A 25591-nucleotide genomic window follows, 5' to 3' on the forward strand; every position below is an offset into this window, starting at 1 on the left:
CCCCCCGGCTGTCCAGGCGCCCGCTCATCATGGTCCCTCACCTCATCACCGCCCTGACCGGGCCCATCAATGAACTGGAGCAGCGCGTGCTCGAGTCGATGCCGGCGATCGAACGCTGGTTCCGGCTCGAATGGATGGAGCACACGCCGCCGTTCTACACCTCGGTGGACCTGCGCAACGCCGGCTTCAAGCTGGCGCCGGTGGACACCAACCTGTTCCCGGGCGGCTTCAACAACCTGACGCCCGAGATGCTGCCGCTGGCGGTGCAGGCGGCGATGGCGGCGATCGAGAAGATCTGCCCCGAGGCCAAGAACCTGCTGCTGGTCCCGGAAGCGAAGAACCGCGGCAGCTTCTACCTGTCCAACCTGGCGACGCTGGTCCGCATCTTCTCGATGGCGGGGCTGAACGTGCGGCTGGGCTCGCTGGACGAGTCGGTCAAGGAACCGACGACGGTGGCGCTGCCGGACGGCCACTCGCTGACGCTGGAGCCGCTGATCCGCCAGCGCTCGCGGCTGATGCTCAAGGACTTCGATCCCTGCACCATCCTGCTGAACGACGACCTGTCGGCCGGCACGCCGGACGTGCTCAAGCACCTGCACGAGCAGTACCTGCTGCCGCCGCTGCACGCCGGCTGGGGGCAGCGCCGCAAGAGCCAGCATTTCCGCGCCTACGAGGAAGTCTCCAAGAAGTTCGCCAAGCTGCTGGGCATGGACCCGTGGCTGATCTATCCGCACTCGGTGGCGGTGGACGGGCTGGACTTCGCGACCGGCGCCGGCCTGGACGCGCTGCAGGCGCAGGTCGACGCGACGCTGACGCGCACGCGCCGCAAGTACAAGGAATACGGCATCCAGGAGAAGCCCTTCGTCATCGTCAAGCCGGACGCCGGCACGCACGGCCTGGGCGTGATGACGATCCGCGACGCCAAGGACCTGGACGTGCTGGCGATCAAGGCGCGCGACAAGCTGGCCAAGCTGGAGGGCGTGCCCGCGCTGTCGCAGGTGCTGGTGCAGGAAGGCGTCGTGACGCACGAGCGCATGCACGAGGCGGTCGCCGAGCCGGTCGTCTACATGATGGACCGCTACGTCGTCGGCGGCTTCTACCGCGTGCACGCCGACCGCGCCGAGGACGAGAACCTCAACGCGCCGGGGTCGAGCTACGTGCCCCTGGCCTTCGCGCACTCCTCGCACCTGCCCGCGCCGGGCGAGAAGCCGGGCGCCAGCGCGCCCAACCGCTTCTACATGTACGGCGTGATCGGACGCCTGGCGATGCTGGCGGCGAGCTACGAACTGGAGACGACCGATCCGGACGCCGAGGACTACGCCTGAGGCCGGGCCGCCTGCGGACGCAGGCGGCCGAACCAGTGCGCCAGGCGTTCCTTGATGCGCTGGGGCCGAGGGGTTTGGGGCGCCGCCTCGAACAACTCGCGGAGCCTGGCGGACCTCTCGGGCGAGGGCGCCTCCACCGAGGTCTTCGCCCACGCCTGCGCCGGGCGCTGCACCGGCACCTTGGTGTTCAGGTCGAACGGCGCGCTCGTGGAGGCCTTCAATTTCGCCTTCCAGGCCTCCCGCTTGGGTCGCGGGGGAATGGGGGGAGGCTCCTGCGGGGTCGCCCCGCCGGAGGACGCCACGCTGGGGGACGCCACGCTGGGAGGTGGCATGGGGTAGGGAGCCACCTGCTTCCCGCGAAAGCGGTTCAGCAACCGGACGCAGAATCTGGCGAAGTGGTGCGGGATGAACTCGGGATGGACGAGGCCGAGGCAGGAGGTGTCGAAGCAGGACGTGGCGCTCTTGATGGACGACAAGGTGGACTCTCCAGATCACGGGGACGTCCCGCGACAGGTCTTCTCAGTTGCCGCGTGTGCGTGATGGTTCTCGTGACCCCACGCTGTGCCGCTCCCCGCGTGAAGACGTCCGCCCCCAGGGTCAGGTCTTGCCGCCCTCCGTACGCGCGGCTTCCACCAGCAACTGCCTGAAACGCTCCACCGCCTCGACCTGCGTGTCGGGCAGGTGCCAGACGCTCATCGGCCCGAGTCCCAGATCCACCGCGTGCGGCAGGATCACGACCACCTCCTGCTTGGCGGCGGTCATGGCCATGTCGTGCGGCATGACGGCCACCAGCGGCATCTCGCGCATGAGGCTCAGCGCCAGCATCGCGTCGCCGCTCTCGATCAGGTCGACGGGCGGCGTCAGTCCCATCTCCTGCCACAGCCGGTCCATCAGCGTGCGCGTGCGCGTGCCCGGCAGCTGCCAGATCCAGCGCTGCTGGCTCAGCACTTCCCAACTCAGTTTCGGCGTGCGCGCCAGCGGGTGCTGCGCGCTCATCGTGAGGACCTCGGGTTGCGGCAGCAGCGACACGCGCGCCAGTCCCAGCGGCTCGTCCTGCGGCATGGCGCGGGCGACGACCAGGTCCAGGGTCCCCGCCTGCAGCTCCGCGAACAGCGAGCGCAGCGCATGCGTGCGCACGCTCAGCGTGACGCCCGGGTTCTCCCGCTTCATCGCGGTGATGGCCGCGGGCAGCAGGCGGGCGAGCGAGGCGTTGGTCGCGCCGATGCGCACCTCGCCGGACGCGCCGCGCACCATCGTGGCGACGTCGCCCGCGGCGCGTTGCAGGTCGGCGTCGAGCTTGCGCGCCAGCACCAGCAGACGGCGTCCCAGCGGCGTGGGCTGCATGTGGCGTCCGCGCCGCAGGAACAGGGTTTGTCCCAGCCCCTGCTCCAGCTCCGCCAGCGTCTTGCTCACCGCCGGCTGCGTCACATGCAGCTGATCGGCCGCAGCGCTGATGTTGCCGGTGTCGTTGAGGGCCAGCAGCACCCGCGCATGCCGCAGCGACATGCGTCGGATGACGAAGTGTTCGGCGGCTTCGGGCGACGTCGATGACGCATTCATAACCAAAGTTTCACAAGTCCATCACAAAGCATCATGGCCCGAAAGAACGTCCTCCTTAACGTGAGCCGGTCTCCCCTGAGTTCTCCCCCGAGTCCTCCCCGCATCACGTCACAGGAGTCTTCCTTCCATGGTCCGTCGTCTTCACCGTCCGCACCGTCCGGGTGCCCTGCAGCCCCTCAAGCCACTGAAGCCCTTGCACGTGGCGGCGGCTGTCGCCCTCGCGCTCGCCAGCCAGGCCCACGCCCAGCAAGCCCCGGCCCCGTCGGCCGCCGCGGCGTCCGCCGCCGATGAATCGAAGAAGCTGGAGCGCGTCGAGATCACCGGCACGCTGATCAAGCGCACCGACAAGGAGACGCCGTCGGTCGTCCAAAGTATCACGCGCGAGGACATCCGCAACTCCGGATATGCCAACGTCGAGGAACTGCTGCGGGCGAATTCTGCCGTCGACCTGGGCTCGATCGGCGACGGCGCCGCATCGGGCTTCGTCGGCGGCGTGTCGACGATCTCGCTGCGCGGCTTCGGCTCGCAGGGCACGCTGATCCTGATCAACGGCCGCCGCACCGCGCCGGTCGCGGCGGTGGACGTCAACTTCGGCCGCGGCACGATGATCAACGTCAACACCATCCCCAAGGAGGCGATCGAGCGCATCGACATCCTGAAGGACGGCGCGTCGGCGATGTACGGCTCCGACGCGATGGCCGGCGTCGTCAACTACATCCTGCGCAAGGACTACCAGGGCATCGAGGGCAGCGCCTCCTACGGCGCCAACGACCGCGGCGTCGGCGCGACGAAGAACGGCGCGATCACCTTCGGCTTCGGCAACCTGGACACGCAGCGCTTCAACGTCTTCGGCGGGCTGGAGGTGTCCAAGCGCGACAGCGTGATGGCCAACGAGTTGAAGGACCGCGGCAACCTCGCGCTGCAGAACCAGTACCTGACGTCCAACGGCTCGCTGGCGCGATTCACGCCGGATTCGTCGGCGTCGTTCTACGGCAACTACTACCGCGTCCCGACCAGCCTGACGGGCTCGACGCCGATCGGCGGCATCAGCGTCGCCAACAACAGCCTGTCGGGCGTCAACTACCTGGGGACGCTGTCGGGCTGCCCGGCGGACCGCACCGTCGGACAGGGCGTGCCCAACCGGCCCGCGGGTTTCCTGCCCACGACCGGCTCGCTGCCGACCGGCCTGTGCCGTTTCAGCCTGGACGACGCCGACGAGGTCGTCGCCAAGCAGGACCGCCAGAGCGGCATGGTGCGCGGCACCTTCGCGATCAACAACGACCTGACCGCGTATGCCGACCTGATGTACTCGAAGACCAAGACGACCGAGCAGCGCGTCCCCTACGCGCTGACCACGTCGCTGGTGACCTCGGGCAATCCGGTCGCGACGACCTGGCCCAAGCTGGACGGCAGCTTCCTGCGCCAGAACGCGATCATCCTGCCCGTGGGCCATCCGGACAATCCGACCAACGGCACGGCCAACCCGCAGCAGGTGCAGCTGATCTACCGCTTCGAGGATCTGCCGAAGGGCGACATCAACGTCCTGCGTTCCACGCGCCTGACGGCGGGCCTGGAGGGCACGGCCTTCGGCTGGGACTTCGACACCGCGATCCTCGTCAGCCAGAACAACAACGAACGCTTCCAGGAAGGCCGCGTGCGCAGCTCGCTGCTGAACGCGGCGATCGCCAGCGGCAGCTACCGCTTCGGCAAGCCGAACTCGCCCGAGGCGATCGCCAGCGTGTCGTCGACCGCGTACAACGAAGGCAAGTCGCAGCTGGTCTCGTGGGACCTGCGCGGCAGCCGCGAGCTGTTCCAGTTGCCCGGCGGACCGGCCGCGATCGCGGTGGGCACCGAGCTGCGCCGGGAGAAGCTCGACGCCATCCCCGACGACGTCTACGGCACCGGGGACTACATCGGCCTGGTGGCCAACGGCGCGTCGGGCAGCCGCAAGTCGTATGCCGCGTTCACCGAGCTGAGCCTGCCCGTGGTCAAGCAGCTGGAGCTGCAGGCCGCGGCGCGCTACGAGCACTACGACGACTTCGGCAGCAGCACCACCGGCAAGGCCGGCTTCAAGTGGACGGCGCTGCCCTCGCTGATGGTCTTCCGCGGCACGGCGGCGACAGGGTTCCGCGCGCCGGCGATCTCGCAGATCGGCAACTCGTTCGCGCTGTCCTTCCACAGCTTCCAGGAACGCCGCGTCTTCGACAGCCTGCGCTGCGACACCAGCAATCCGAACGCGCCCGTGAGCAAGGCGCCGGTGTCGGTGAACCGCGACTGCAACGTGCTGGGCTTCACCGCGGTGCCCTCGGGCACCACGAGCCCGGGCAGCATCCCGACGGTGATCAGCGCCAATCCGAACCTGGAGCCGGAGAAGTCCAATTCCTTCACCGCCGGCATGATCTTCACGCCGAGCAAGTACGCGGACCTGGCGATCGACGGCTGGTACTTCCACCGCAAGAACGAGATCCGCTCGCAGCGCGGCGTGGACATCATGGACGAGTACAACGCGAACCCGAGCTCCGGGAACGTGCAGGTGGTGCGCGATCCCAACCCGGAGACGTGGCTGCCGGGCGTGGCCAACAGCGGCCCCATCATCATGCTGGTGCGCCAGTACGGCAACAACGAATGGACCAAGACCTCGGGCGTCGACTACGACCTGAACATCCGGCTGCCCGCGATGGCCTGGGGCAAGTTCAGCATGAACGTCAACGGCACCTACACGGCGCGCTACGACCAGCTGGTCGTGAAGGGCCAGGCGGTGCAGCACCAGGTCGGCACGACCACCTCGGACATCTCCAAGACGCGCGCCAGCGCGACCTTCAAGTGGGACACCGACCAGGCGCGGGGCTGGATCCGCTTCAACCATGCGGACCCGCTGTCGAGCACGGTGTGCTCGTCGCTGACGACCGCGCAGCGGACGTTCCTGGGCAACCTCAACCGCTGCCGAGTCGGCCGCGACCGCACGATCGACCTGGGCGCCTCGTACAGCGGCATCAAGGGACTGACGCTGTCGGCCAGCGTCATCAACGTCACCAACGACTACGACCGCGCCAACGGCATCCCGACGGTGTTCAGCTACTACGACAGCGGCGCGTCCAACCTGCTGGGACGCCGGTTCAACGTGGGGGCGAGCTACGTGTTCCAGTAAGCGGGCTGCGAGCCTCCGGCATCGTGAGATGCCGGAGCGGCCCCTGCACGGGCTTGTTCCGCGCCCGCGGCGAGGGGCATCTCGCCTTGCAGTGGAAAGTGAAGGCGAGCAGCCCGGCGAGGTCCTCGGCGCGTAGTTGGGCGACGAGGTCGACCGGCACGCGTTGGCAGGCTTCGCGGACGACTTCGGCGTCGTCCCAGGACAGGTCCGGGCCGCCGGCCCACACGGCGTCCCGGACGGCTACGGCGGCGCAGATCAGGGCGCGCAGGGCATCGGACTGATACGGCTTGGGCGGCCTCGACGACTCCTCGCGGATCACCACCGGTTGCCCGAGCATCCGGGCGATGTCGCAATGGTTGAGGAGGTCATACAGCGGATCGGGTTCGGGGACGCCGGCGTGTACCGGGAGGACATAGCGATCGCCGGCGGCCACGGTCTTCGCGAGCGGGGCGGTATCGGCCGGCAGGGGGACGATGCACATCGGCTTCCCCTCGAGAGAAGTCGGCCAAGCGGGCAGCCGCCCGCCGGCTGCGGCGTCCGGGGGCAGGGCGCGGATCAGGTCGGGGGTGCTGCAAACGCGCTCGATGGTCCGCTCATACAGCGACGACTGCAGCTTGCAACCCTCGTTGTAGAACTCCCCCAACAAGCGGCCGAGACTGGCCTGACGCTGGTGGTGGAGGATGGCGTCCGGGGTGCTGGCGGCCAGGCCGGGAACATGGGACGCGATCAGGGAGCGCAGGGCGGCGAAGTGCATGGGGGGAAGCGGGTCGGGAGTGAACGAGGCGGGTCAGTTGCCTCGCGCAAGCCCGCCGTTGCAATCGGGTGCAGGTGGATTTTCCGGGCGCAAGCGCAACCGGTGCCGGCCGTCAACCCCGTCCCCGCAACGCCGGCAGGCGCCCATTGACGCACCGCACAATGGAAGGCAGACAATACGCGTTTTCGACTTCCGGCGGCCCGGGCGGCCGTCGCGACCCTTGTGAGTTCACACCACGCGCCCCGTACGCCGGCCGCCCTGGCCGGCCTGACCATCGGCGCCCTCGGTGTCGTCTACGGCGACATCGGCACCAGTCCCCTCTACGCGCTCAAGGAAGTCTTCCACGGCGCGCACGTTCCCATGACGCACGACAACATCCTCGGGGTGCTGTCGCTGCTGTTCTGGACCATGACCATCGTGGTCTCCTTCAAGTACGTGCTGCTGATCCTGCGCGCCGACAACAACGGCGAGGGCGGCCTGATCGCCATGCTCGCGCTGGCCACGACGGCGGTGCGGGAGAAGCCCACGCTGAGGCGCGGGCTGATGCTGGTGGGGCTGTTCGGCACGGCCATCTTCTTCGGCGACGCGGTGATCACGCCGGCGATGACGGTGCTGTCGGCGGTCGAGGGCATCGAGGTCTACGCGCCGCAGTACCACGACGCGGTGGTGCCGATCTCGCTGGTGGTGCTGGCGGGGCTGTTCGCGGTGCAGCGCTTCGGCACCGGGGGCGTGGGCAAGGCCTTCGGGCCGGTGATGCTGGTGTGGTTCACCTCGCTGGCGCTGCTGGGCATCCCGAAGATCGTCGGCAATCCGCACGTGCTGCAGGCCATCAACCCGATCTGGGCGATCGAGTTCTGCACGCACTACGGCTGGATCGCCTTCGTCGCGCTGGGCGCGGTGGTGCTGGTCGTGACCGGGGGCGAGGCGCTCTACGCCGACCTGGGCCACTTCGGCAAGCAGCCGATCCGCATCGCCTGGTACAGCTTCGTGATGCCGGCGCTGACGCTGAACTACTTCGGCCAGGGCGCGCTGCTGCTGGACCGGCCGGAGGCGATCAAGAATCCGTTCTTCCTGCTCGCACCGAGCTGGGCGGAGATCCCGCTGTTCGTGCTGGCGACGCTGGCGGCGATCGTGGCCTCGCAGGCGCTGATCACGGCGGCGTTCTCGGTGACCAAGCAGGCGGTGCAGCTGGGGCTGCTGCCGCGCATGCGCATCGTGCACACCTCGGTGCGCGACATCGGCCAGATCTACGTCCCCTTCGTCAACTGGGGGCTGTTCGCCTTCGTGGTCGTGGCGGTGGCGTTCTTCGAGTCGTCGAGCAAGCTGGCCGGCGCCTACGGCGTGGCGGTGACCATCGACATGACCATCACCACGGTGATGACCTTCTTCGTGATCCGCTTCGGCTGGCGCTATCCGCTGTGGCTGTGCGTGGTCGCGACGGGCGCGTTCTTCGTCATCGATGCGACCTTCCTGGCGTCCAACCTGCTGAAGGTGGCGCACGGCGGCTGGTTCCCGCTGCTGATCGGCTTCGGCATGTTCACGCTGATGCTGACCTGGAAGCAGGGCCGCCGGCTGCTGTCGGACAAGCTGCGCGAGGACGCGATCGACCTGAAGAGCTTCCTCGAGGCGGTGTTCATCAACCCGCCGACGCGGGTGCAGGGCACGGCGGTGTTCCTGTCGGCGGAGGTGGGCGTGACGCCCAACGCGCTGCTGCACAACCTCAAGCACAACAAGGTGCTGCACGAGCAGAACCTGTTCGTCAGCGTCAAGCATCACGAGGTGCCGTGGATCGGCTTCGAGAAGCGCGTCGAGGTGGAAAGCCTGGACAACGACTGCTGGCAGGTCAACCTGCACTTCGGCTTCAAGAACGAGCCGGACGTGCCGGACGCGCTCAAGCTGCTGGAGCAACGCGGCGTGCACCTGGACGAGATGGAGACCAGCTACTTCCTGTCGCGGGACATCGTCATTCCGACGATCGGCTCGGGCATGGCGCTGTGGCGGGAGAAACTGTTCGCGAGCATGCACCGCAACGCGGCCGCGGCGGCGGACTTCCTCCACCTGCCGGCCAACCGGATCGTGGAGCTGGGGTCGAAGGTCGAGATCTGACGCGGGCGTCGCTATGCTGGCGGTCATGAATCGCTGGCTGAAAGACCTGTCCCTGTCCGCCGTGGTCGCGGGCTTCGTCGCGGTGCTGGTGGGCTTCACCAGTTCGGTGGCCATCGTGTTCCAGGCCGCGCAGGCGCTGGGCGCGACGCCGGCCCAGACCAGCTCCTGGATCTGGGCGCTCGGGCTGGGGATGGGGCTGACCAGCCTCGGACTGTCGCTGTGGACCCGGCAACCGGTGCTGACCGCGTGGTCCACGCCCGGCGCGGCGCTGATCGCGGGCGTCTCCGGCATCTCGATGCCGGAAGCCGTCGGCGCGTTCATCGTCTGCGGCGCGCTGATCCTGATCGCCGGCGCGACGCGCTGGTTCGAACGGATCATGGACCGCATCCCCATCGCGATCGCCTCGGCGTTGCTGGCCGGCGTGCTGGCGCGCTTCGGGCTGGACGCCGTGCTGGCGACGAAGACGGCCCCGGCGATGGTGCTGACGATGGCGCTCACCTATGTGCTCGCACGGCGCTTCCTGCCGCGTTATGCGACCCCTCTGGTGCTGGTCGCCGGCATCGTCGTCGCCGCCTCGCAAGGGCGGCTGCATCTGGAAGCCGTCGAGTGGGGATGGGCCTCGCCGGTGTGGATCACGCCGTCGTTCTCGGTGACCGCGCTGGTCGGCGTGGCGCTGCCGCTGTTCCTGGTGACCATGGCCTCGCAGAACCTGCCCGGCGTGGCGGCGCAGCGGGCGTCGGGCTACCAGACCCCGGTGTCGGCGAGCATCGCGGCGACCGGCTTCGCTTCCATCGTCTTCGCGCCCTTCGGCGGCTACGCGTTCAACCTGGCGGCGATCACCGCGGCGATCTGCATGGGGCGCGAAGCGCACGAGGATCCGGCGCGGCGCTACATGGCGTCGGCGATGGCGGGTGTCTTCTACCTCGCCATCGGATTGGCGGGCGGCGCGGTGGTGGGACTGCTGACCGCCTTCCCGCGTGAGCTGATCGCGGCCGTGGCCGGCCTGGCGCTGCTGGGCACGATCGCCGGCGGCCTGTCGGCCGCGCTGAAGGACGAGGCGCATCGCGACGCGGCCATCCTGACCTTCCTGGTGACGCTGTCCGGGCTGAGCCTGCTGGGCATCGGCTCGGCGTTCTGGGGCGTGGTCGCCGGTGCGGTTTCTCTTTTGGTGCAACACTTCCGGAAACCTTGAGACTCCTGCTGAAAGCCTTGCCCATGAAACTGCTGTTCGTCGCCGATCCGCTGTCGACCTTCAACACCTACAAGGACTCCACCTTCGCGATGATGCGCGAGGCCGCCAGGCGCGGCCATGAACTGTGGGTCTGCGAGGTGCCCGACCTGCTGTGGGTCAGCGGCGGTCGCGTGACCGCGCATGCGGCGAAGCAGCTCACGCTGACGCCGGAAGCCGTCGCCAGCCAGGCCGGCACCAAGCTGGCCGTGTGGCACGAAGTGACCGCCACGCAAGACCTGGCCCTGGCCGACGTCGACGCGGTGCTGATGCGCAAGGATCCGCCCTTCGATTCGGAGTTCTTCTACGCCACGCACCTGCTGGAGCAGGCGGAGCGCGAGGGCGCGCGCGTGTTCAACAAGGCCGCGTCGCTGCGCGACCATCCGGAGAAGCTCGCGATCCTGGAGTTCCCGCAGTTCATCGCGCCGACGCTGGTGACGCGTTCGGCGGCCGCCATCCGCGCTTTCCACGCGGAGCACCAGGACATCATCCTGAAGCCGCTGGACGGCATGGGCGGCATGGGCATCTTCCGCGTGAAGGCGGATGCGCTGAATCTGGGCAGCATCATCGAGACGCTGAACAAGAACGGCGCGCAGTCGGTGATGGTGCAGCGCTTCGTGCCGGAGATCGTCAAGGGCGACAAGCGCATCCTGCTGATCGGCGGCAAGCCCGTGCCGTACTCGCTGGCGCGGATCCCGCAGGGGACCGAGGTGCGCGGGAACCTGGCCGCGGGCGGCAAGGGCGTCGCGCAGCCGCTGACCGACGACGACCGCCGCATCGCCGAGGCCCTGGCGCCGGTGCTGGCCAAGCGCGGTCTGCTGCTGGTGGGCCTGGACGTGATCGGCGACAAGATGACCGAGCTCAACGTGACCAGCCCGACCTGCTTCCAGGAAATCATGGAGCAGACGGGCTTCGACGTCGGCGCGGTGTTCATCGACGCGTTGGAAGCGGCGATGGCCGCGGCGCGCTGAGCGCGGCTGCGGTCGTCTGAGGACATAGCCATGACGTTCGAATTGATCAGCGAGCACGCCAGCTTCGGCGGCGTGCAGCGTTTCCATCGCCACGACTCGGCCGAGATCGGCCTGCCGATGCGCTTCGCGCTGTTCCTGCCGCCGGGCGGGGCGAGGGCGGTGAAGGGGCTGGTGGTGTTCCTCGCGGGGCTGACCTGCAACGAGGAGACTTTCACGATGAAGGCCGGCGCGCAGCGGAAGGCGGCGGAGTTGGGCCTGGCGCTGCTGATGCCGGATACGAGTCCGCGCGGCGACGCGGTCAGCGCGCTGCCGGGCGCGACGGCGTCCTGGGACTTCGGCGTCGGGGCGGGGTTCTATCTCGACGCGACGCAGGCGCCGTGGTCGACGCACTGGCGGATGGAGAGCTACCTGATGCGGGAGCTGATCCCGCAGGTGCAGAAAGCGTTGGCGCTGGATGCGACGAAGACCGGTATCGCCGGTCACTCGATGGGTGGGCACGGCGCGTTGACGCTGGCGCTGCGGCATCCGGGGGCGTTCGCGTCGGTGTCGGCGATCGCGCCGATCGCCGCGCCCAGCCGCTGCCCGTGGGGCGTGAAGGCCTTCACCGGCTACCTCGGCGAGGACCGCGACGCCTGGCCCGCGCATGACGCGAGCGCGCTGATCCAGGCGCAGAAGGGCGCGCCGTATCCGAACGGGATCCTGGTCGACCAGGGACTGGCGGACAAGTTCCTCGTCGAGCAGCTGTATCCGGAAGCGCTGGAGTCGGCGTGCGCGGCGATCGGCCAGCCGCTGACGCTGCGCCGTCACGAGGGCTACGACCACGGCTACTACTTCATCGCGACGGTGATCGATGATCACCTAGCGCATCACGCGCGGCAACTGATCGGTTGATCGTCCCGCCGCGTCGCCACCCCCGAGGCCGCCATGCGCATCGCCCTGCTGTCCGACATCCACGGCAATCTGCTCGCGCTGGAGGCGGTTGTGGCGGATGTGCGGCGACGGGGCGTGGATCAGATCGTGAACCTGGGCGACATCCTGTCGGGGCCGCTGCAGCCGTTGGAGACGGCGCAATACCTGATGGCGCAAGGCTGGCCGACGATCGCCGGCAACCATGAGCGACAGCTGCTAGCGATCACGGCGGAGAAGCCGGGCGGCGGTTCCGACCGCTTCGCGCGCGAGCGTCTGGGCGAGGCGGAATTGGCGTGGCTCCGTTCGCTCCCGAAGACGGTTCAGCTGACCGAGGACGTCTTCCTGTGCCACGGCACGCCGCGCAGCGATATCGAGTACTTCCTCGACACGCAGGACGGTCCGCGCTTGAGAGCGGCGTCAGCCGGCGAGGTCGCTGAGCGACTCGGCGATCAGGCGTCGGCACTGGTGTGCTGCGGCCACACGCACATTCCGCGCGTGCTGCGCAGCGCGGGAGGGCAATGGCTGGTGAATCCCGGCAGCGTCGGTCTGCAGGCTTGGGACGACGACCATCCGATCCGCTACGTCGCGGAGAACGGATCTCCCGATGCGCGTTGCGCGATCGTGGAACGGACCGCTCAGGGTTGGCGCACCGAGTCCATCAGCGTGCCGTACGACCATGAAGCGATGGCGAGTCTCGCTTCCCGGAACGGTCGGGAGGACTGGGCGAGGTGGTTGAGGACGGGGTGGGCGGACAGCTGAAGCCGCCCCTCACGAGTTCATCGGAACATTCGCAAACACGAAGGCCGCAGGAATCTCCAGGTCGAGGGACTCCAGCCGAAGGGGCGCATCGGCGATGAACTGGTGCAGGCTCCAGCCGCCATCCGGACCGCGACGGTGAATGTCGATGCGACGTTTCACGCAGTCCACCAGCACGTACTCCCGCAATGATGGAATCCTGAGGTACTCCTCACGTTTCACGCCGCGATCTTTCGCGCGCGTCGACTTGGACAACACCTCGATGAGCAGCAGTGGTGACCGCATCTTCATCTGGTCCGCAGTCAGGGGTTCACAAGTGACTGACACATCAGGGAAGTAGTGGTTCTCTCCGACGCCCTGCAGACGAAAGTCGGCCATGAACACGCGGCAAGGCGTGTTGAGCAGATGAATGTTCAGCGCGGTGGTGAGATTGACGCAGGTCGTGACATGACCGGCCGTGGCACCGGTCATCGACACGATCCGACCGTCGATGAACTCGTGCTTGCAGTCTTCGTCAGCGTCCCAGTCGAGGAACTCCTGCCCGGACAGCCTGGGGTCCGGTGCGTCCAGCCCCTTGAACACCGCCGCCACGTCGAGCCGGAGGTCGATCGACACCAGTTCGGCCACCTCTCCTGCGCGGAAGGTCAGCGTCTTCCAGTGGCCGCCGTCGTCACGGCGACGGACCTCGATGGAACGCGCCGCCATGTCGACACTGACATGCTCCCGTATCGTGGGTAGCCGCCTGGCGGCGATCGAGCGGCGCACGATGTCCGCGGCGCGGGGCTCGCTGCCCACCAACTCGAACACGAGCAACGGATCCGGCCGGGCAGCGAAGCGCGCCGCGACCATCGCATCAGGCTGGATCACCGTGTGGTCGTCGACCACGACCGCCTGCCCTCGAATGGACGACGCCAGTTCGCCGTCGCCGAGGTGGCGCTTGACTGCCGCGGTGATGTTCACCAGCACCCGGAAGAACGCGGGATCGCGAGCGGGCAGCGGAAACTTCTTCCCGCCGACGAGTTCGTGGGAGACCTCTTGATCGTTTTGCCACTGCAAGAAGTGGTCGGCGGTCATCAGCAGCTCATTGAACAAGGAGGACATTCACCACTCCTGCAACTTCGTGAGGGAAGGTGGTGATTCTTCGAAGTCTGTCGCCTGACGTCTCTCACCTCGATCAGCATGAAATCCAGGCGCAGCCCCCGATTCAAGGAGCTTGGGTGACCGAGATGAGGAGGTCGGTTCCGGATGCTACGGCGAGGGCGCCGAAGTTTCCTCTTTCGGCGCGTCCGCCGGCACCGTCTGACGGTGCCCCGCCGCCGCCTTGTATCGCTTGACGAACGCATCCACCTCCGCCGGATCGATCACGTCCTCCAGGCGGTCGAAGCCGTCCGGCGCGCGTTCCTCGACCATGTCGAGGATGTAGTCCAAGCCCTCCTGCCGGTTCAGCTCGACGATGCGCGCGCACATCGGCCGGCGCTCGGCCTCGTAGTGGTCGAGCGCGGTCTCCACGCGCCGTTCCTCGCGCAGCGCCCGCGCGATCGCCTCGGCGTCGAGGATCGCCTGCGTCGCGCCGTTCGAGCCGATCGGATACATCGGATGCGCCGCGTCGCCCAGGAGCGTGATGCGGCCGTGTCGCCAGCGCGGCAGCGGATCGCGGTCGACCATCGGCCATTCCAGCAGCTGCGTCGCGCTCCCGATCACGCCCGGCACATCCAGCCACGGGAAGCGCCAGCCGCCGAAGGTCGGCAGCAGATCGTCGATGGAGCCGGGCTTGTTCCAGTCCTCGCGACCCGGCGCAGTCAGCCCGCCGCCGAGACCGTCCTCGCGCAGGCGACGGTCGCAGATCCAGTTGATCAGCTGCAAGCCGTCCGGCCGCGGCGGCTCGATCGGATAGACGACGAACTTCGCGCGGCGATGACCTGCCTGCACCATCGTCCGTCCGTCGAGGAAGGGCTTCGCCAGCGACGTGCCGCGCCACATCATCATCCCGTTCCAGCGCGGCGCGCCTTCATCGGGATGGAACTGGCGCCGGATCGCCGAATGGATGCCGTCCGCCGCGATCAGCAGATCGGCGCGTCGCTCGACCGGCGCGCCGCTGGCGTCGGTCCCTTGCACGATGACGCTGTCGCCATCCGTCCGAGCCCCGGTGGTGCGCCAGCCGCTGACGACGCGCTCCGCGCCGAGCCGCGCCGTCGCCTCGCGCCACAGCATCAGCTGCAGCTCGCCGCGATGCACGCTGAACTGCGGATGGCTGTAGCCGCCGGCCAGGCCGCGGCGGTCCTCGTAGATCGTCTGTCCGTGCCGGTTGGCGAAGATCAGCGCCGACGTCGGCACCGCCATGGCCTGCAACGTCGGCATCAGTCCCAGTCCGTCGAGCACCGCCACCGCGTGCGGCAGCAGGTTGATGCCCACGCCCAGCGGCTTGAGTTCCGCCGTGGCCTCGCAGACGGTCACGCGGTGTCCGTCGCGCTGCAGCGCCAGCGCCGCGGTCAGTCCGCCGATGCCGCCGCCGGCGATCAGGATGTCGAGGGCCATGGGAATCTCCAGGCGTCGTGGAAGGTGACGCGGCGCCGCCCTGGCGGGCGAGCGACCGTGCCGGTCCGATCGAGTCAGGGTAAGCGAGATAGTTGCGCTATGCAACAGTACCTAAGCTGATCCCGATGAGCCGATCCAAGCCGTCGAATCCCGTGCCCGAGCCGCCGGAAGCGCCCTTGCTGCCCGTGCCCGGGCTGGATTACGGCGTCCTCGACGACCTGCTCGGCTACGCGTTGCGGCGCGCTCAGAACGCGCTCTACCTGGACTTCTATCGCGCGACCGCGGAACTCGACGTCAGCCCGCAGCGCTTCGCCGCGCTGGTGCTCGTCGGACGCAATCCGGGCATGCGGCAGGGGCTGCTCGCGCAGGCGATGGGCCTGCATCGCAGCGGCGCGCTGCGATTGACGGACTGGCTCACCGACCGCGGCTGGGTGGAGCGGCGCGACGACGCCGAAGATGCGCGCCGCTGGGGCCTGTTCCTGACGACGGCGGGCAAGCGTCAGCTCACGGTGCTGGAGCGCCGCGTGCGCGCGCACGACGAGCGACTGATGGGCGGACTCGGCGAACGTGCCGCGCGGCTGAAGGCGGACCTGGAACGCCTGGCGGAGATCGCCGCGACGTCAGGGATGACAACGACGGAAAACGACGGATAACAACGACGGAGACAAGCGATGAACGATGTCGATCGGAAGCTCAACCGCCGCGATGCCGGCGTGCTGCTCGGCGCGGCGCTGGCCGGACTGGCCGGCCCGCTGCGCGCGCAGACCGCGGCGATGCCGCGCATCCTCGTCGGCTTTCCGGCCGGCGGCTCGGTGGACGTCAGCGCGCGGCGCCTCGCCGAGGCCTGGCGCGGACGTCTCGCGGAGAACGTGCTGGTCGAACAGCGCGTCGGCGCCGGCGGCCGCCTCGCAGTGACCGCGCTGCGCGACGCGCCGCCCGACGGGGGCACGATGCTGGTGAGCCCGTCGTCGATGTTCACGATCTACCCGCACGTCTACCGCAAGCTGGCCTACAAGCCGGAGAGCGACGCGATCGCGGTCTCCCCGATGGCCAACGCGACCTGCGGCTTCGGCGTCGGCCCGATGGTGCCGGCGACGGTGAAGACGATGGGCGACTTCGCCGCCTGGGCCAAGGCGCATCCGGAGCAATCGTCCTACGCCTCGCCCGCGGCCGGCGCGATGCCGCACTTCCTGGGCGACCAGTTCAAGCGCGCCGCCGGCATCTCGCTGACGCACGTGCCGTACCGAGGCGCCGCGCCCGGACTGCAGGACCTGATGGGCGGACAGATCGCCTCGGGCTGCTTCCTGCTGGGCGACCTGCTGCCCTACGTCGCCGGCGGCCGCGTGCGCATCCTCGGCGTCACCGACCACGAGCGCTCGCGCTTCGCGCCGGAGGTGCCCACCTTCGCCGAACAGGGCTTCAAGGGCATCATCGGCGTCGAGACCTACGGCCTGTTCCTGCCGCCCAGGACGCCGGCCGCCGTCGTCGACAAGGTCTTCGACCTGGTCCGCGTCGCGCTGCGCGAGAAGCAGGTCGTCGAAGGCCTGGCCAAGCTGGGTTGCGAGCCGCTGGCGATGCAGCCGGCGGATTACGCGCGCCGGCTCGCGGCCGAGCGCACGCAGTGGGGACCGATCGTGGCGGCGTCCGGGTTCTCCTCGGACGACTGAGCGAGCCGCCGCCACGCGAAGAGCGCCAGCGGGATCGCGAGCAGCGACAACGCGAGCGCCAGACCGCCTGCGGCGCCCCACCCCCAACGTTCGACGACCGTGCCCATCAGCGGCGGGCCGAGCAGCGCGCCCGAGGCGCCGAATTGCGTGAGGCGTCCGCTGGCGAGCGGCAGCCGCTCCGGCGTCCGCGCGGCCAGCGGCAGCAGCGCGAAGACCAGGCTCGGGAACACGCCGGACGCCGCGTTGATGCCGATGGCGAGCGCCGCCTGCCAGGTGGGCGCGCCGCTGTCGCGCATCACGCCGAGGTAGAGCAGCCCCGACACGCCCAGCGAGAGGACCATGCCCACGGCGATCGCACGGGACAGGGCGCCGTGGCGCCTCAGCAGCCACGCGCCGATCGCACTCGCGGGCACGTTGGCCAGCGCTGCCGCGGCGGTCCAGGTGCCGGCGTCGCTCAAGGACATGCCGCCTTGAGTGAGCAGGCTGGGCAGCAGCGCGAGCAGGCCGACCTCCGCGATCGCGTACATGCCGAAGGCAGCGACCAGCGCCCACAGCAGCGCGCCGGTCGGTCCCGGCGGATGGCGGGATTCGACGGCGTGGGGGTCGTCGTCCACGCGGATGGCCCACAGGCCGATCCACAGCAGCAGGCCGCCCGCGACGCTCAGCGCCTGCGCGGGCCGCCAGCCGGCCCAGCCCGCCGCGTGCGCATAGGCCCCCGCGCCGATGGCCATGCCGACCGGGAGGAAGGTGCTCCAGAGCGCCATCGCCGCGGCCTGGCGCTGGCCTTCGGCGGCGCGGGCGATCAGCACCGGCGCGGCGACCACGATGGCGAGATAACCGAGGCTCTCGACCAGCCGCGCCAGCGCGAGCAGGGCCAGGCCATGGGCGAATCCCGCCGCGGCCGAGCCGACGGCGAGCGCGAGCACCGCCGCCGCCAGCGCACGCTTCAGCCCGAGGCGCGGCAGCCAGCGACCCGCCGCGCCGCCCAGCGTGGCGCCGCAGACTTCGAGCAGTGAGGTCAACGCCGCCATCGCGGCCAGCCCGAGCTGGAGCTCGCGGGCGATCGGCGGCGACAGCGCCGCCAGCTTGCCCAATTGGGCCGCGGCGAACACGCCGCAGAGGTAGTACAGCAAAATCCTCACTTCGGTCCTCCGGTACCGATCATCCTGAACATCGACATCGACATCGACATCGACATCGACATCGACATCGACATCGACATCGATCCTTCCTTCTTCCGATTGCCCGCCGCCGCGCCATGAACCACTCGCCGCTGCTCTCCTGCGATGCCCGCCAGCTCGGCCGCAGCCTGCGTCAATGGCGCACGCTGCGCCGCTTGAAACAGGGGGCGGTCGGCGCCGAACTGGGCGTCTCGCAGACGACGGTGTCGCGTTGGGAATCCGGAGTCGCCGCGCCCTCGCTGGACGAGCAGCAGGCGCTGCGGCGGCTGATGGCTGCGAGGCTGGACAGCGCCGCCGATTTCGAACTCGGCCGCCTGGTCGAACGCGCGCCCGGCGCGGTGCATCTGATCTGCGATCTCAGCCATCGTCTGCTGGCGATGTCGCGCAGTCGCGAACACCATTGCCGCCTGCCGCGCTCCGAGTTGATCGGACGTGCGCTGTGGTGCTACGCGACGCCGGAGATCGTGGCGCAGGAGGCGCGGCTGGACGCGCTCGGCTGGTACGAGCCGGCGCCCGGCGCGGTCGAGTTCGACACCGGCGCCTCGGTGGAGCAGGACATGCCCATCCTGTCGAGCCGGATGCGTTGGGTGCGCTTCCAGCTCTCGGACGGGAGTTTCGTTCGGTTGACCGAGACGATCTCGTAAGGCGGCCATGCCGCGAGGCTACGGACCGCCTCGCACGCCGTCCACGAATAAAAGATTCACTGCGCCGATTCAGCGCGGCAGCAGCCGCAGCCGCAGCGGCGTCGCCGGACGCAGCGTGATGTTGAGCACCGGGGTCGGCGGCGGCGCTTCGGGCACCGGCGCGAGGCGATGCCGTTGCAGCACCATCGCCGCGATCAGCGTGATCTCCATCAGCGCGAAGTGGCCGCCCAGGCACACCCGCGGTCCCGCGCCGAAGGGCATCCAGGCGCCGCGCGGGATCTCGCGATGCCCCGCCGCCGGATCGAAGCGTTCCGGGCGGAAGGCGTCCGGTTCGTCGAACCAGCGCGGGTCGCGCTGGATCACGCCCGGGGTCAGCCGGATCATTGCGCCTCGCGGGAGGCGCAGGCCGGCGATCGCCATCTCGCCGGTCAGTTGGCGGGAGAAGAGGGCGGGCGCCGGCGGATACAGGCGCAGCGTCTCCTTGATGCACAGGCTCAGCCACGGCAGGCGGGTCAGGTCCGCCGCCGTCGGCGTCCGGCCGCCGAGCACCGCGTCGACCTCGTCGGCCGCGCGCTGCTGCGCATCGGGATTCGCGGCCATGCACCAGCCCCACCAGGTCAGCGCGGCCGCGCTGGTCTCGTGGCCGGCCAGGAAGGTCGTCATGCATTCGTCGCGCAGGGCGGTGTCGTCGAGCGCGGCACCGTCGGCGTCGCGCAGCGACATCAGCATCGCGAGGAGGTCGTCCGGCGGCGGCTCGCCGCGCCGTGCGCGCTCGCGGCGTCCGGCGAGATGGCCGCGGATCAGCGTGTCCAACGACCGGAGCGCGCGGCGCTTGCCGCGTTTCCACGGCGCCCACAGCGGGGCGCTCACCGGCACGTACATCTCGCCCATCGCGATCCTGCCGAGCTCGTGCACCGCCCAGGAGGCTTCGGCGACGACATCCTCGCGCTCGCCGGTGGAGAACAGCGTGCGCAGGATCACGTCCATCGTGAGCAGCGTCATCAGCTGTTCGAAGTCGATGTCGACGTCCGATGTGCCGGATCCAGCGGCGGGACGATCCAGGGCGCGATGGGCGGCATCGACCATCAGCGGGACGAAGCCCTGCACGCGCTGCGGCGCGAAGCCCGGCTGCAGCAGCTTGCGCTGACGCTGCCACGCCGGTCCCTCGGCGACGAGCACGCTCTGTCCGTGCGCGTCGGCGAAGACCTGCGTCGCGCGCTCCCAGCGGATCATTCCGTCGTGACCGGCGATCAGCAGCTCGCGGACCTGGTCGGGATGGAAGAAGTTGAAATCGTCCAGGCCGAGCAGCCGCTGGTGGACGATGTCGCCGTATTGCTGCTGCAGCCGCTGCATGTGGCCGAGGTAGTCGCGGCGCATGGACAGGACTTCGGGCAGACCCGCCCAGCGCGGACGCGGACCGGGCACGGTGTCGGGGATCGCAAGGACGTGGCTCATGAGGCCGCATGGTCGCCGCCTCAATCCTCGACGTCTTGAATCGAAGCGACATCGTGCGTGTCCGTACTGCCGCCGCCGCTGGCCCTCACCCCCACCCTCTCCCGCGGTGCGGGAGAGGGAGCAAGACGGGCGGTGCGCCTAGACTGCGACGCATGGACGCTCCCCTGCATCCCGGTACCGTCGCTCGCCTGCACATCCCGCCTCGCGCGCTGGAGGGCTGTCTCTACGCCTACCTATGGCGAGACTTGTCGGCGGCGAACGAGCAAGGAGACACCCTGACCGATGCGCAATGCCAGAGCTGGTTCCCCGCGACGCCGCTGTGCGGACTGAGTTGGACCCTGAGCGGGCGCGTGCGGGAGCTGGCCGTGAGAGAGGAGGGCGCCTCTGGTCGCAACGGCGATGGCGAGTCGGGTCCCTGGCTGCCCAGCAGCGTCATCGGCGGTCCGCGCGGCGGCCCCAAGCGCTTCCAGGCGACGTCCGACTGCCGGGCTTTCATGGTCGCGATCCGGCCGGAGGCGCTGCAGGCGATGACGGGCGTCGACCTCGGCCAGCTCAAGGACCGGATGCTGCCGCTGTCGTTCATCGACGATCCCGCGTGGCAGGCGCTCGACGCCGCGATGCTCGCGGCCCCCGACGAACAGACGGCCCGGCGCACGCTGGAGGACTTCCTGCTGCCACGTTGGCGCGCTGTGCGCGACGAGGTGCTGGCGGACGATCCGCCGCCGCGCGGCTATGCCGGCTGGATGCAACACCTGGCACTGCGCGCGATCGCGGCGGGTCACGGGCGCAGCGTCCGGCAGGCGGAACGCCGCATCAAGCAGTGGAGCGGTCAGAGCCTGCGCGCGCTACGCCTGGTCAGCCGCGCCGAGGCCACCTTCCAGCAGGTACGCAAGCTCGACGAGGACGAGGGCGCCGTGATCTGGAGCGCGCTGGCGCAGGACCACGGCTACGCCGATCAGGCCCACCTCTGCCGCGAGACCCGCCGCCTCAGCGGCTTCAGCCCCGAGGAACTGCGCCGCCGCGTCGCCCAGGACGAGGCGTTCTGGGCCTACCGCGTCTGGGTCTGAGGGAGTCGTCACGCCCTTCGAGGACAATCGCCCCATGGCTGTCCTTTCCCTCACCAACGCCCACCTCGCTTTCGGCCACGTGCCGCTGCTCGACGGCGCCAATTTCTCCCTCGAAACCGGCGACCGCGTCGGTCTGATCGGTCGCAACGGGACCGGCAAGTCCTCGATGCTGAAGGTCCTCGCGGGCATCGAGAAGCTCGACGACGGGCTGCTGCAGCTCGAAAAGGGCCTCACCAGCGTCTACGTGCCGCAGGAGCCCGAGCTGCGCCCCGAGGCGACGATCTTCGACGTCGTCAGCGAAGGCGTCGCCGAAGCCAAGGCGCTGCGCGAACGCTACGAGGCGCATGACGAGAACGACGACCTCGGCTGGGTGCAGGAGCGCATCGAGCAGATCGGCGCCTGGAACTGGGAGCAGCGCGTCGACGAGACGCTGCACCGCCTGGACCTGGACGGCGGCCGCCGGATCGGCGAACTCTCCGGCGGCTTGAAGAAGCGCGTCGCGCTGGCCCGCGCGCTGGTCGCGCAGCCCGACGTGCTGCTGCTGGACGAACCGACCAACCACCTGGACCTCGACGCGATCCGCTGGCTCGAAGAGCTGCTGAACGGCTTCAAGGGCTCGCTGCTGCTGATCACCCACGATCGCGCCTTCCTGGACAACGTCGCCAACCGCATCGTCGAACTCGACCGCGGCCAGCTGCGCGGCTATCCCGGCAACTTCGCCGCCTTCCAGGCCGCCAAGGCCTACGAGCTGGAGAACGAGGCGCTGGCCAACGCCCGCTTCGACAAGCTGCTGGCCCAGGAGGAAGTCTGGATCCGCAAGGGCGTCGAAGCCCGCCGCACCCGCAGCGTCGCCCGCGTGCAGCGCCTGCACGAGATGCGCAACGAACGCCAGGCCCGCCGCGACGTGCAGGGCAAGGTCCGGCTGGACGTCGCCACCGGCGATTCCAGCGGCAAGATCGTGGCGGAGCTGGAAGGCGTGTCCAAGCGCTTCGGCGACCGCGTGATCGTCGACGGCTTCACCGGCACCATCCTGCGCGGCGACAAGGTCGGCCTGATCGGCCCGAACGGCGCCGGCAAGACGACGCTGCTGAAGATGATCCTCGGCGAACTGCCGCCCGACAGCGGCACGGTGCGCCTGGGCACGAAGATGTCGGTCGCCTACTTCGACCAGATGCGCGACGCGCTCAACCTCAGCGCGACGCTGGCCGACACGATCAGCCCCGGCAGCGAGTGGATCGAGATCGGCAACCAGCGCAAGCACGTCAAGAGCTACCTGAGCGACTTCCTGTTCTCGCCGGCGCGTGCGGAATCGCCGGTGTCCAGCCTGTCCGGCGGCGAACGCAACCGGCTGCTGCTGGCGCGCCTGTTCGCGCGGCCGGCCAACGTGCTGGTGCTGGACGAACCGACCAACGACCTGGACATCGAGACGCTGGAGCTGCTGGAGGAACTGCTGGCCGAGTACGACGGCACCGTGTTCCTGGTCAGCCATGACCGGCGCTTCCTGGACAACGTCGTGACCTCGACCATCGTCAGCGAAGGCGGCGGCAAGTGGCGCGAGTACGAAGGCGACATCGAGGACTGGCTGCAGCAGTCGCAGCGCGCCGCCGAGATCAAGGCGCGCCAGGCCCCGGTCGCCGCGCCCACGCCGGCGCCCGCTTCGGCCCCCGCGCCGGCACCGGTCGTCGCGACCAAGCGCAAGCTCAGCTACAAGGAGCAGCGCGAGCTGGACGAGATCCCGAAGCAGATCGGCGCGCTCGAAACCGAGCAGAAGCACCTGCAGGCGTTGCTGAACAGCACCGAGCTGTACCAGCAGGGGGCCGCCAGGATCACGGAGGTCACCAACCGCGCCGCCGAGATCGACGACGAGCTGCTGACGCTGATGACGCGCTGGGAAGAGCTCGACGGGAAGTGATGGTCAGGCGGGCAATCACCTTGATTGCCCGGCCCTGAACTTCAGGCGCGGACGGTCAACTCGCCCAGGCCTTCGTAGCGGGCGGTGACCGTCGCGCCCTTGGCAAGCTTCGTCGCCACGCGCCAGGAGCCCGTTGTGACGACGCTGCCCGCCGGTACCGTCAGCCCGCCGCGCGTCGCGATCTGCAGCCACCCGGCGACCACCCAGGCCGGATCGTTCAGGCCGTGGCCGCCGACGCCGCCCATGGGCGCCTGCCCCTCGACGATCAGCTCGCAGGGCTGGTTCGCCCAGTCGTGGCCCGGCTTCCAGGCCTGCCACGGACCCAGCGCCAGCGCGCCGTGCGTCTGCGCGTCGGCCAGGCGCAGGGTGTTGTCCGCTCCCAGGCCGCGCTGCCAGCGCGAGCCCAGCCATTCCACCGCGACGCACATCGCATCGATCAGGTGCTCGGCCTGGCCGGGCACCAGCGCGGCCGCCATCTCCGGGGTCACGTCTTGACCCAGGCGCAGGGCGATCTCAGCTTCCGCACCGACCAGCGCGAACTCGCCGAAGTCACCGCCGTTGCGCAGGCCGCGCACCTCGCGTGCGCGTTGCGGCGGCAGCGGCGAACTGCCCAGCGCGCCCTCGCGCGACGAGCCGCCGCACTTCCAGAACTGCACCCGGCCGGGCGAGAGCCAGTCGAGCCGCTTCGCCAGCTCGGCCTGCGCCAGGTAGGCGGCGGCTTCATCGGGCAGCGACCACGCGGCATCGTCGAGCAGGGTGTCGGCGGTCCAGGCCTCGGCGAGCGCAGCGCCCAGGTCGACGGGGGAGGAGGTGGAGATCGTCATGGGCGTCGATCTTATGCGTGACGCTCGTCGGCATCTCGACGAGCGTTCGGGCGAAGGGGAGGGTGAGTGCGATCCGGCGCTTCAGCGCATCAGCGCTTGAGCGCCTCCCGCGCCCGCTCCAGCGCCTGCCAGAACTTCGGATCCTGCGAGGTCGCGAAGTTGATCCGCATCAGCGTGCCCGGCGTGCGCGTCGGGCTGAAGAGGATGCCCGGTGCGATCAACCAGCCCTGGTCCATCATCACAGGCGCCAGGCGCTCGGTATCGGCGCCCACGTCGACCCAGCCGAACAGGCCCGCCGGTGTCGCGGCGAAGCGGCAGCCGGCGTCCTCGGCCAGTCGTACGCAGCGTTGGCGCGCGGAGACCAGCTGCGCGGCGATCCGTTCCGCGTGCTTGCGCAGCAGGCCCTGCTCCAGGCACAGCGCGACCGCGCGATCCATCAGCGGACTGGTCGTCAACGACGCCAGCAGTTTCAGGTCGGTGAGGCGCGCCATGCGTTCGGGGCTCGCCGCGACGAAGCCGACGCGCCACGCCGGCGACAGCATCTTCGAGAAGCCGGAGACGTAGATCGTGCGCCGCAGCTGGTCCAGCGCCGCCAGCCGCGGCGCGTGGTTGGGCGCGAACAGCGCGTAGGTGTCGTCCTCGACGATCAGCAGGTCGTGCTCGTGCGCCAGCTGCAGCACCTGGTGCGCGTGCGCCAGGTCCAGCGTCGCGCCCGTCGGGTTGTGCAGCACCGACACCGTCACATACATGCGCGGCCGGTGTTCCTCGATCAGCCGGCGCATCACCGCCATGTCCGGCCCGTGCGCGCCGCGCGGCACCGGCAGCAGCCGCATCCCGGCCTGCGACAGGCGCGCGTATTCGATCGCCCAGCCGGGGTCGTCCACCAGCACGGCGTCGCCGGGCTCCAGGAAGGCCCGCGTGATCAGGTCCAGTCCGTGCGTCGCGCCCACGGTGCTCATGATCTGGTCCGGGGCGGCCTGGACGGCGATGTCCAGCAGCCGACGCGACAACGCGCGGCGCAGGCGCTCGTCGCCGAGCGGCTCGCCGTAGCCGGACAGCAGCGCGTCGTCCGCGTTCGCTGCGAGCCGTCGCAGCGTCGACTGCAGCAGTCCCAGATCCAGCCATTCCGCCGGCAGCGTGCCCAGCCCCGGCGAACGCCGCGCGTCCGCCTGGAACATGCCGCGGATCAACGCGCTGGCGTCGACCGGCGGCGGCAGTGGCGCCGGAGAGACATCGTGGGCGGGTGTCGGGCGCGGCGGCGGCATCCGGGTTTCGCGAACGAAAAACCCTCGCTTCTTCCGCGCCTCCAGCAGGCCTTGCGCGAGCAACTGGTCGTAGGCCGCCACGACCGTGTACGGACTGACGCCGTGATGCCGCGCGCAGTCCCGCACCGACGGCAGCCGCGCCCCGGGCAGCAGCAGCCGCTGCTGGATCCGCGCCGCGAAGCGCTGCGCCAGCTGCTGCGCGAGCGGCTGGCTGGCGTTGCGGGAGAGGGCGACCGGCGCGACATTCGCGCTGTTGGGCGCGCTCATGCTGCCGTGGGCTGTGC

General features: G+C 69.6%; 21 protein-coding genes. 12 read left to right on the plus strand and 9 right to left on the minus strand.

Translation table 11 applies throughout. The annotated features are described in order from the left end of the window. Positions 1-29 precede the first annotated feature (29 nt). Positions 30-1325, plus strand: coding sequence for a glutamate--cysteine ligase (gene gshA, locus ACQZ13_RS02370; RefSeq protein ID WP_431049693.1), 1296 nt, complete (start codon positions 30-32; stop codon positions 1323-1325). Here gshA and ACQZ13_RS02375 read toward each other — a convergent pair. Together ACQZ13_RS02375 and ACQZ13_RS02380 are read right to left on the minus strand one after the other, a co-directional pair. Beyond that, positions 1316-1546 carry a hypothetical protein gene (locus ACQZ13_RS02375; protein WP_431049694.1) on the minus strand — a complete coding sequence of 77 codons (231 nt, stop codon included), beginning with the start codon at positions 1544-1546 and terminating at the stop codon, positions 1316-1318. The two genes, gshA and ACQZ13_RS02375, sit on opposite strands and share 10 nt — an antisense overlap. A 376-nt stretch (positions 1547-1922) precedes the next feature. Further along, positions 1923-2885, minus strand: a complete 963-nt coding sequence (locus tag ACQZ13_RS02380; RefSeq protein WP_431049695.1) for a LysR family transcriptional regulator — start codon at positions 2883-2885, stop codon at positions 1923-1925. 127 nt (positions 2886-3012) lie between these two features. Between ACQZ13_RS02380 and ACQZ13_RS02385 the strand changes: the two genes are divergently transcribed. After that, positions 3013-6033 (plus strand): TonB-dependent receptor domain-containing protein, encoded by a 3021-nt coding sequence (locus ACQZ13_RS02385; protein WP_431049696.1) that lies wholly within the window; start codon positions 3013-3015, stop codon positions 6031-6033. Here the strand turns inward: ACQZ13_RS02385 and ACQZ13_RS02390 are convergent. Beyond that, a complete protein-coding gene (locus ACQZ13_RS02390; RefSeq protein ID WP_431049697.1) occupies positions 6002-6787 on the minus strand; it encodes a hypothetical protein in 786 nt (261 codons plus the stop codon). The two genes, ACQZ13_RS02385 and ACQZ13_RS02390, sit on opposite strands and share 32 nt — an antisense overlap. Positions 6788-7009: 222 nt before the next feature. On the opposite strand from ACQZ13_RS02390, the gene ACQZ13_RS02395 reads away from it, so the two are divergent. Genes ACQZ13_RS02395 through ACQZ13_RS02415 form a run of 5 tightly spaced genes read left to right on the plus strand, consistent with a single transcriptional unit; the run spans position 7010 to position 12760 of the window. Beyond that, the gene (locus ACQZ13_RS02395; RefSeq protein ID WP_431049698.1) at positions 7010-8893 is read left to right on the plus strand and encodes a potassium transporter Kup; all 1884 of its coding nucleotides are present in this window, start codon (positions 7010-7012) and stop codon (positions 8891-8893) included. A gap of 25 nt (positions 8894-8918) precedes the next feature. Next, complete coding sequence (locus ACQZ13_RS02400) at positions 8919-10085, plus strand: benzoate/H(+) symporter BenE family transporter (RefSeq protein WP_431049699.1); 1167 nt, start codon at positions 8919-8921, stop codon at positions 10083-10085. A gap of 23 nt (positions 10086-10108) precedes the next feature. Then, the gene (gene gshB / locus ACQZ13_RS02405) at positions 10109-11092 is read left to right on the plus strand and encodes a glutathione synthase (protein ID WP_431049700.1); all 984 of its coding nucleotides are present in this window, start codon (positions 10109-10111) and stop codon (positions 11090-11092) included. 24 nt (positions 11093-11116) lie between these two features. Next, on the plus strand, positions 11117-11983 hold the full coding sequence (gene fghA / locus ACQZ13_RS02410) for an S-formylglutathione hydrolase (RefSeq protein WP_431053097.1): 867 nt from the start codon (positions 11117-11119) through the stop codon (positions 11981-11983). Between the two features lie 33 nt (positions 11984-12016). After that, complete coding sequence (locus ACQZ13_RS02415) at positions 12017-12760, plus strand: metallophosphoesterase family protein (protein WP_431049701.1); 744 nt, start codon at positions 12017-12019, stop codon at positions 12758-12760. Positions 12761-12769: 9 nt separating this feature from the next. Here the strand turns inward: ACQZ13_RS02415 and ACQZ13_RS02420 are convergent, their stop codons facing one another. Together ACQZ13_RS02420 and ACQZ13_RS02425 are read right to left on the minus strand one after the other, a co-directional pair. Beyond that, positions 12770-13858 (minus strand): Uma2 family endonuclease, encoded by a 1089-nt coding sequence (locus tag ACQZ13_RS02420; RefSeq protein ID WP_431049702.1) that lies wholly within the window; start codon positions 13856-13858, stop codon positions 12770-12772. Positions 13859-14005: 147 nt separating this feature from the next. Continuing rightward, the gene (locus ACQZ13_RS02425) at positions 14006-15292 is read right to left on the minus strand and encodes a flavin-dependent oxidoreductase (protein WP_431049703.1); all 1287 of its coding nucleotides are present in this window, start codon (positions 15290-15292) and stop codon (positions 14006-14008) included. A gap of 125 nt (positions 15293-15417) precedes the next feature. On the opposite strand from ACQZ13_RS02425, the gene ACQZ13_RS02430 reads away from it, so the two are divergent. Next, positions 15418-15945, plus strand: a complete 528-nt coding sequence (locus ACQZ13_RS02430) for a MarR family winged helix-turn-helix transcriptional regulator (protein ID WP_431049704.1) — start codon at positions 15418-15420, stop codon at positions 15943-15945. An 18-nt stretch (positions 15946-15963) separates the two neighbouring features. Further along, the gene (locus ACQZ13_RS02435; protein ID WP_431049705.1) at positions 15964-16959 is read left to right on the plus strand and encodes a Bug family tripartite tricarboxylate transporter substrate binding protein; all 996 of its coding nucleotides are present in this window, start codon (positions 15964-15966) and stop codon (positions 16957-16959) included. On the opposite strand, the gene ACQZ13_RS02440 is transcribed toward ACQZ13_RS02435, so the two are convergent. After that, on the minus strand, positions 16881-18101 hold the full coding sequence (locus ACQZ13_RS02440; protein WP_431049706.1) for an MFS transporter: 1221 nt from the start codon (positions 18099-18101) through the stop codon (positions 16881-16883). The genes ACQZ13_RS02435 and ACQZ13_RS02440 overlap by 79 nt on opposite strands. Before the next feature lie 116 nt (positions 18102-18217). Here ACQZ13_RS02440 and ACQZ13_RS02445 point away from each other — a divergent pair, with 116 nt between their 5' ends. Continuing rightward, entirely contained in the window at positions 18218-18784 is a 567-nt protein-coding gene (locus ACQZ13_RS02445) for a helix-turn-helix transcriptional regulator (protein ID WP_431049707.1), read from the plus strand. 69 nt (positions 18785-18853) lie between these two features. Here the strand turns inward: ACQZ13_RS02445 and ACQZ13_RS02450 are convergent, their stop codons facing one another. Further along, complete coding sequence (locus tag ACQZ13_RS02450; RefSeq protein ID WP_431049709.1) at positions 18854-20239, minus strand: cytochrome P450; 1386 nt, start codon at positions 20237-20239, stop codon at positions 18854-18856. 152 nt (positions 20240-20391) lie between these two features. On the opposite strand from ACQZ13_RS02450, the gene ACQZ13_RS02455 reads away from it, so the two are divergent. After that, on the plus strand, positions 20392-21306 hold the full coding sequence (locus ACQZ13_RS02455; protein ID WP_431049710.1) for a helix-turn-helix domain-containing protein: 915 nt from the start codon (positions 20392-20394) through the stop codon (positions 21304-21306). Positions 21307-21340: 34 nt separating this feature from the next. Next, the gene (locus tag ACQZ13_RS02460; RefSeq protein WP_431049711.1) at positions 21341-23218 is read left to right on the plus strand and encodes an ATP-binding cassette domain-containing protein; all 1878 of its coding nucleotides are present in this window, start codon (positions 21341-21343) and stop codon (positions 23216-23218) included. Positions 23219-23259: 41 nt separating this feature from the next. On the opposite strand, the gene ACQZ13_RS02465 is transcribed toward ACQZ13_RS02460, so the two are convergent. Next, a complete protein-coding gene (locus ACQZ13_RS02465; protein WP_088405898.1) occupies positions 23260-24042 on the minus strand; it encodes a fumarylacetoacetate hydrolase family protein in 783 nt (260 codons plus the stop codon). A gap of 89 nt (positions 24043-24131) precedes the next feature. After that, on the minus strand, positions 24132-25574 hold the full coding sequence (locus ACQZ13_RS02470) for a PLP-dependent aminotransferase family protein (protein ID WP_431053099.1): 1443 nt from the start codon (positions 25572-25574) through the stop codon (positions 24132-24134). Positions 25575-25591 lie beyond the last annotated feature (17 nt).

This window comes from Roseateles sp. L2-2 (genome assembly GCF_050613215.1).
Classification (GTDB): Bacteria; Pseudomonadota; Gammaproteobacteria; order Burkholderiales; family Burkholderiaceae_C; genus Roseateles; species Roseateles noduli.

What these genes read in the sequence shown, in the direction of transcription:
- gshA (WP_431049693.1), top strand. Translation starts at nt 30, where the DNA reads ATGGTCCCTCACCTCATCACCGCCCTGACCGGGCCCATCAATGAACTG.
- ACQZ13_RS02380 (WP_431049695.1), bottom strand. Translation starts at nt 2,885, where the DNA reads ATGAATGCGTCATCGACGTCGCCCGAAGCCGCCGAACACTTCGTCATC.
- ACQZ13_RS02385 (WP_431049696.1), top strand. Translation starts at nt 3,013, where the DNA reads ATGGTCCGTCGTCTTCACCGTCCGCACCGTCCGGGTGCCCTGCAGCCC.
- ACQZ13_RS02390 (WP_431049697.1), bottom strand. Translation starts at nt 6,787, where the DNA reads ATGCACTTCGCCGCCCTGCGCTCCCTGATCGCGTCCCATGTTCCCGGC.
- ACQZ13_RS02400 (WP_431049699.1), top strand. Translation starts at nt 8,919, where the DNA reads ATGAATCGCTGGCTGAAAGACCTGTCCCTGTCCGCCGTGGTCGCGGGC.
- gshB (WP_431049700.1), top strand. Translation starts at nt 10,109, where the DNA reads ATGAAACTGCTGTTCGTCGCCGATCCGCTGTCGACCTTCAACACCTAC.
- ACQZ13_RS02415 (WP_431049701.1), top strand. Translation starts at nt 12,017, where the DNA reads ATGCGCATCGCCCTGCTGTCCGACATCCACGGCAATCTGCTCGCGCTG.
- ACQZ13_RS02420 (WP_431049702.1), bottom strand. Translation starts at nt 13,858, where the DNA reads ATGTCCTCCTTGTTCAATGAGCTGCTGATGACCGCCGACCACTTCTTG.
- ACQZ13_RS02425 (WP_431049703.1), bottom strand. Translation starts at nt 15,292, where the DNA reads ATGGCCCTCGACATCCTGATCGCCGGCGGCGGCATCGGCGGACTGACC.
- ACQZ13_RS02430 (WP_431049704.1), top strand. Translation starts at nt 15,418, where the DNA reads ATGAGCCGATCCAAGCCGTCGAATCCCGTGCCCGAGCCGCCGGAAGCG.
- ACQZ13_RS02435 (WP_431049705.1), top strand. Translation starts at nt 15,964, where the DNA reads ATGAACGATGTCGATCGGAAGCTCAACCGCCGCGATGCCGGCGTGCTG.
- ACQZ13_RS02445 (WP_431049707.1), top strand. Translation starts at nt 18,218, where the DNA reads ATGAACCACTCGCCGCTGCTCTCCTGCGATGCCCGCCAGCTCGGCCGC.
- ACQZ13_RS02450 (WP_431049709.1), bottom strand. Translation starts at nt 20,239, where the DNA reads ATGAGCCACGTCCTTGCGATCCCCGACACCGTGCCCGGTCCGCGTCCG.
- ACQZ13_RS02455 (WP_431049710.1), top strand. Translation starts at nt 20,392, where the DNA reads ATGGACGCTCCCCTGCATCCCGGTACCGTCGCTCGCCTGCACATCCCG.
- ACQZ13_RS02460 (WP_431049711.1), top strand. Translation starts at nt 21,341, where the DNA reads ATGGCTGTCCTTTCCCTCACCAACGCCCACCTCGCTTTCGGCCACGTG.
- ACQZ13_RS02465 (WP_088405898.1), bottom strand. Translation starts at nt 24,042, where the DNA reads ATGACGATCTCCACCTCCTCCCCCGTCGACCTGGGCGCTGCGCTCGCC.
- ACQZ13_RS02470 (WP_431053099.1), bottom strand. Translation starts at nt 25,574, where the DNA reads ATGAGCGCGCCCAACAGCGCGAATGTCGCGCCGGTCGCCCTCTCCCGC.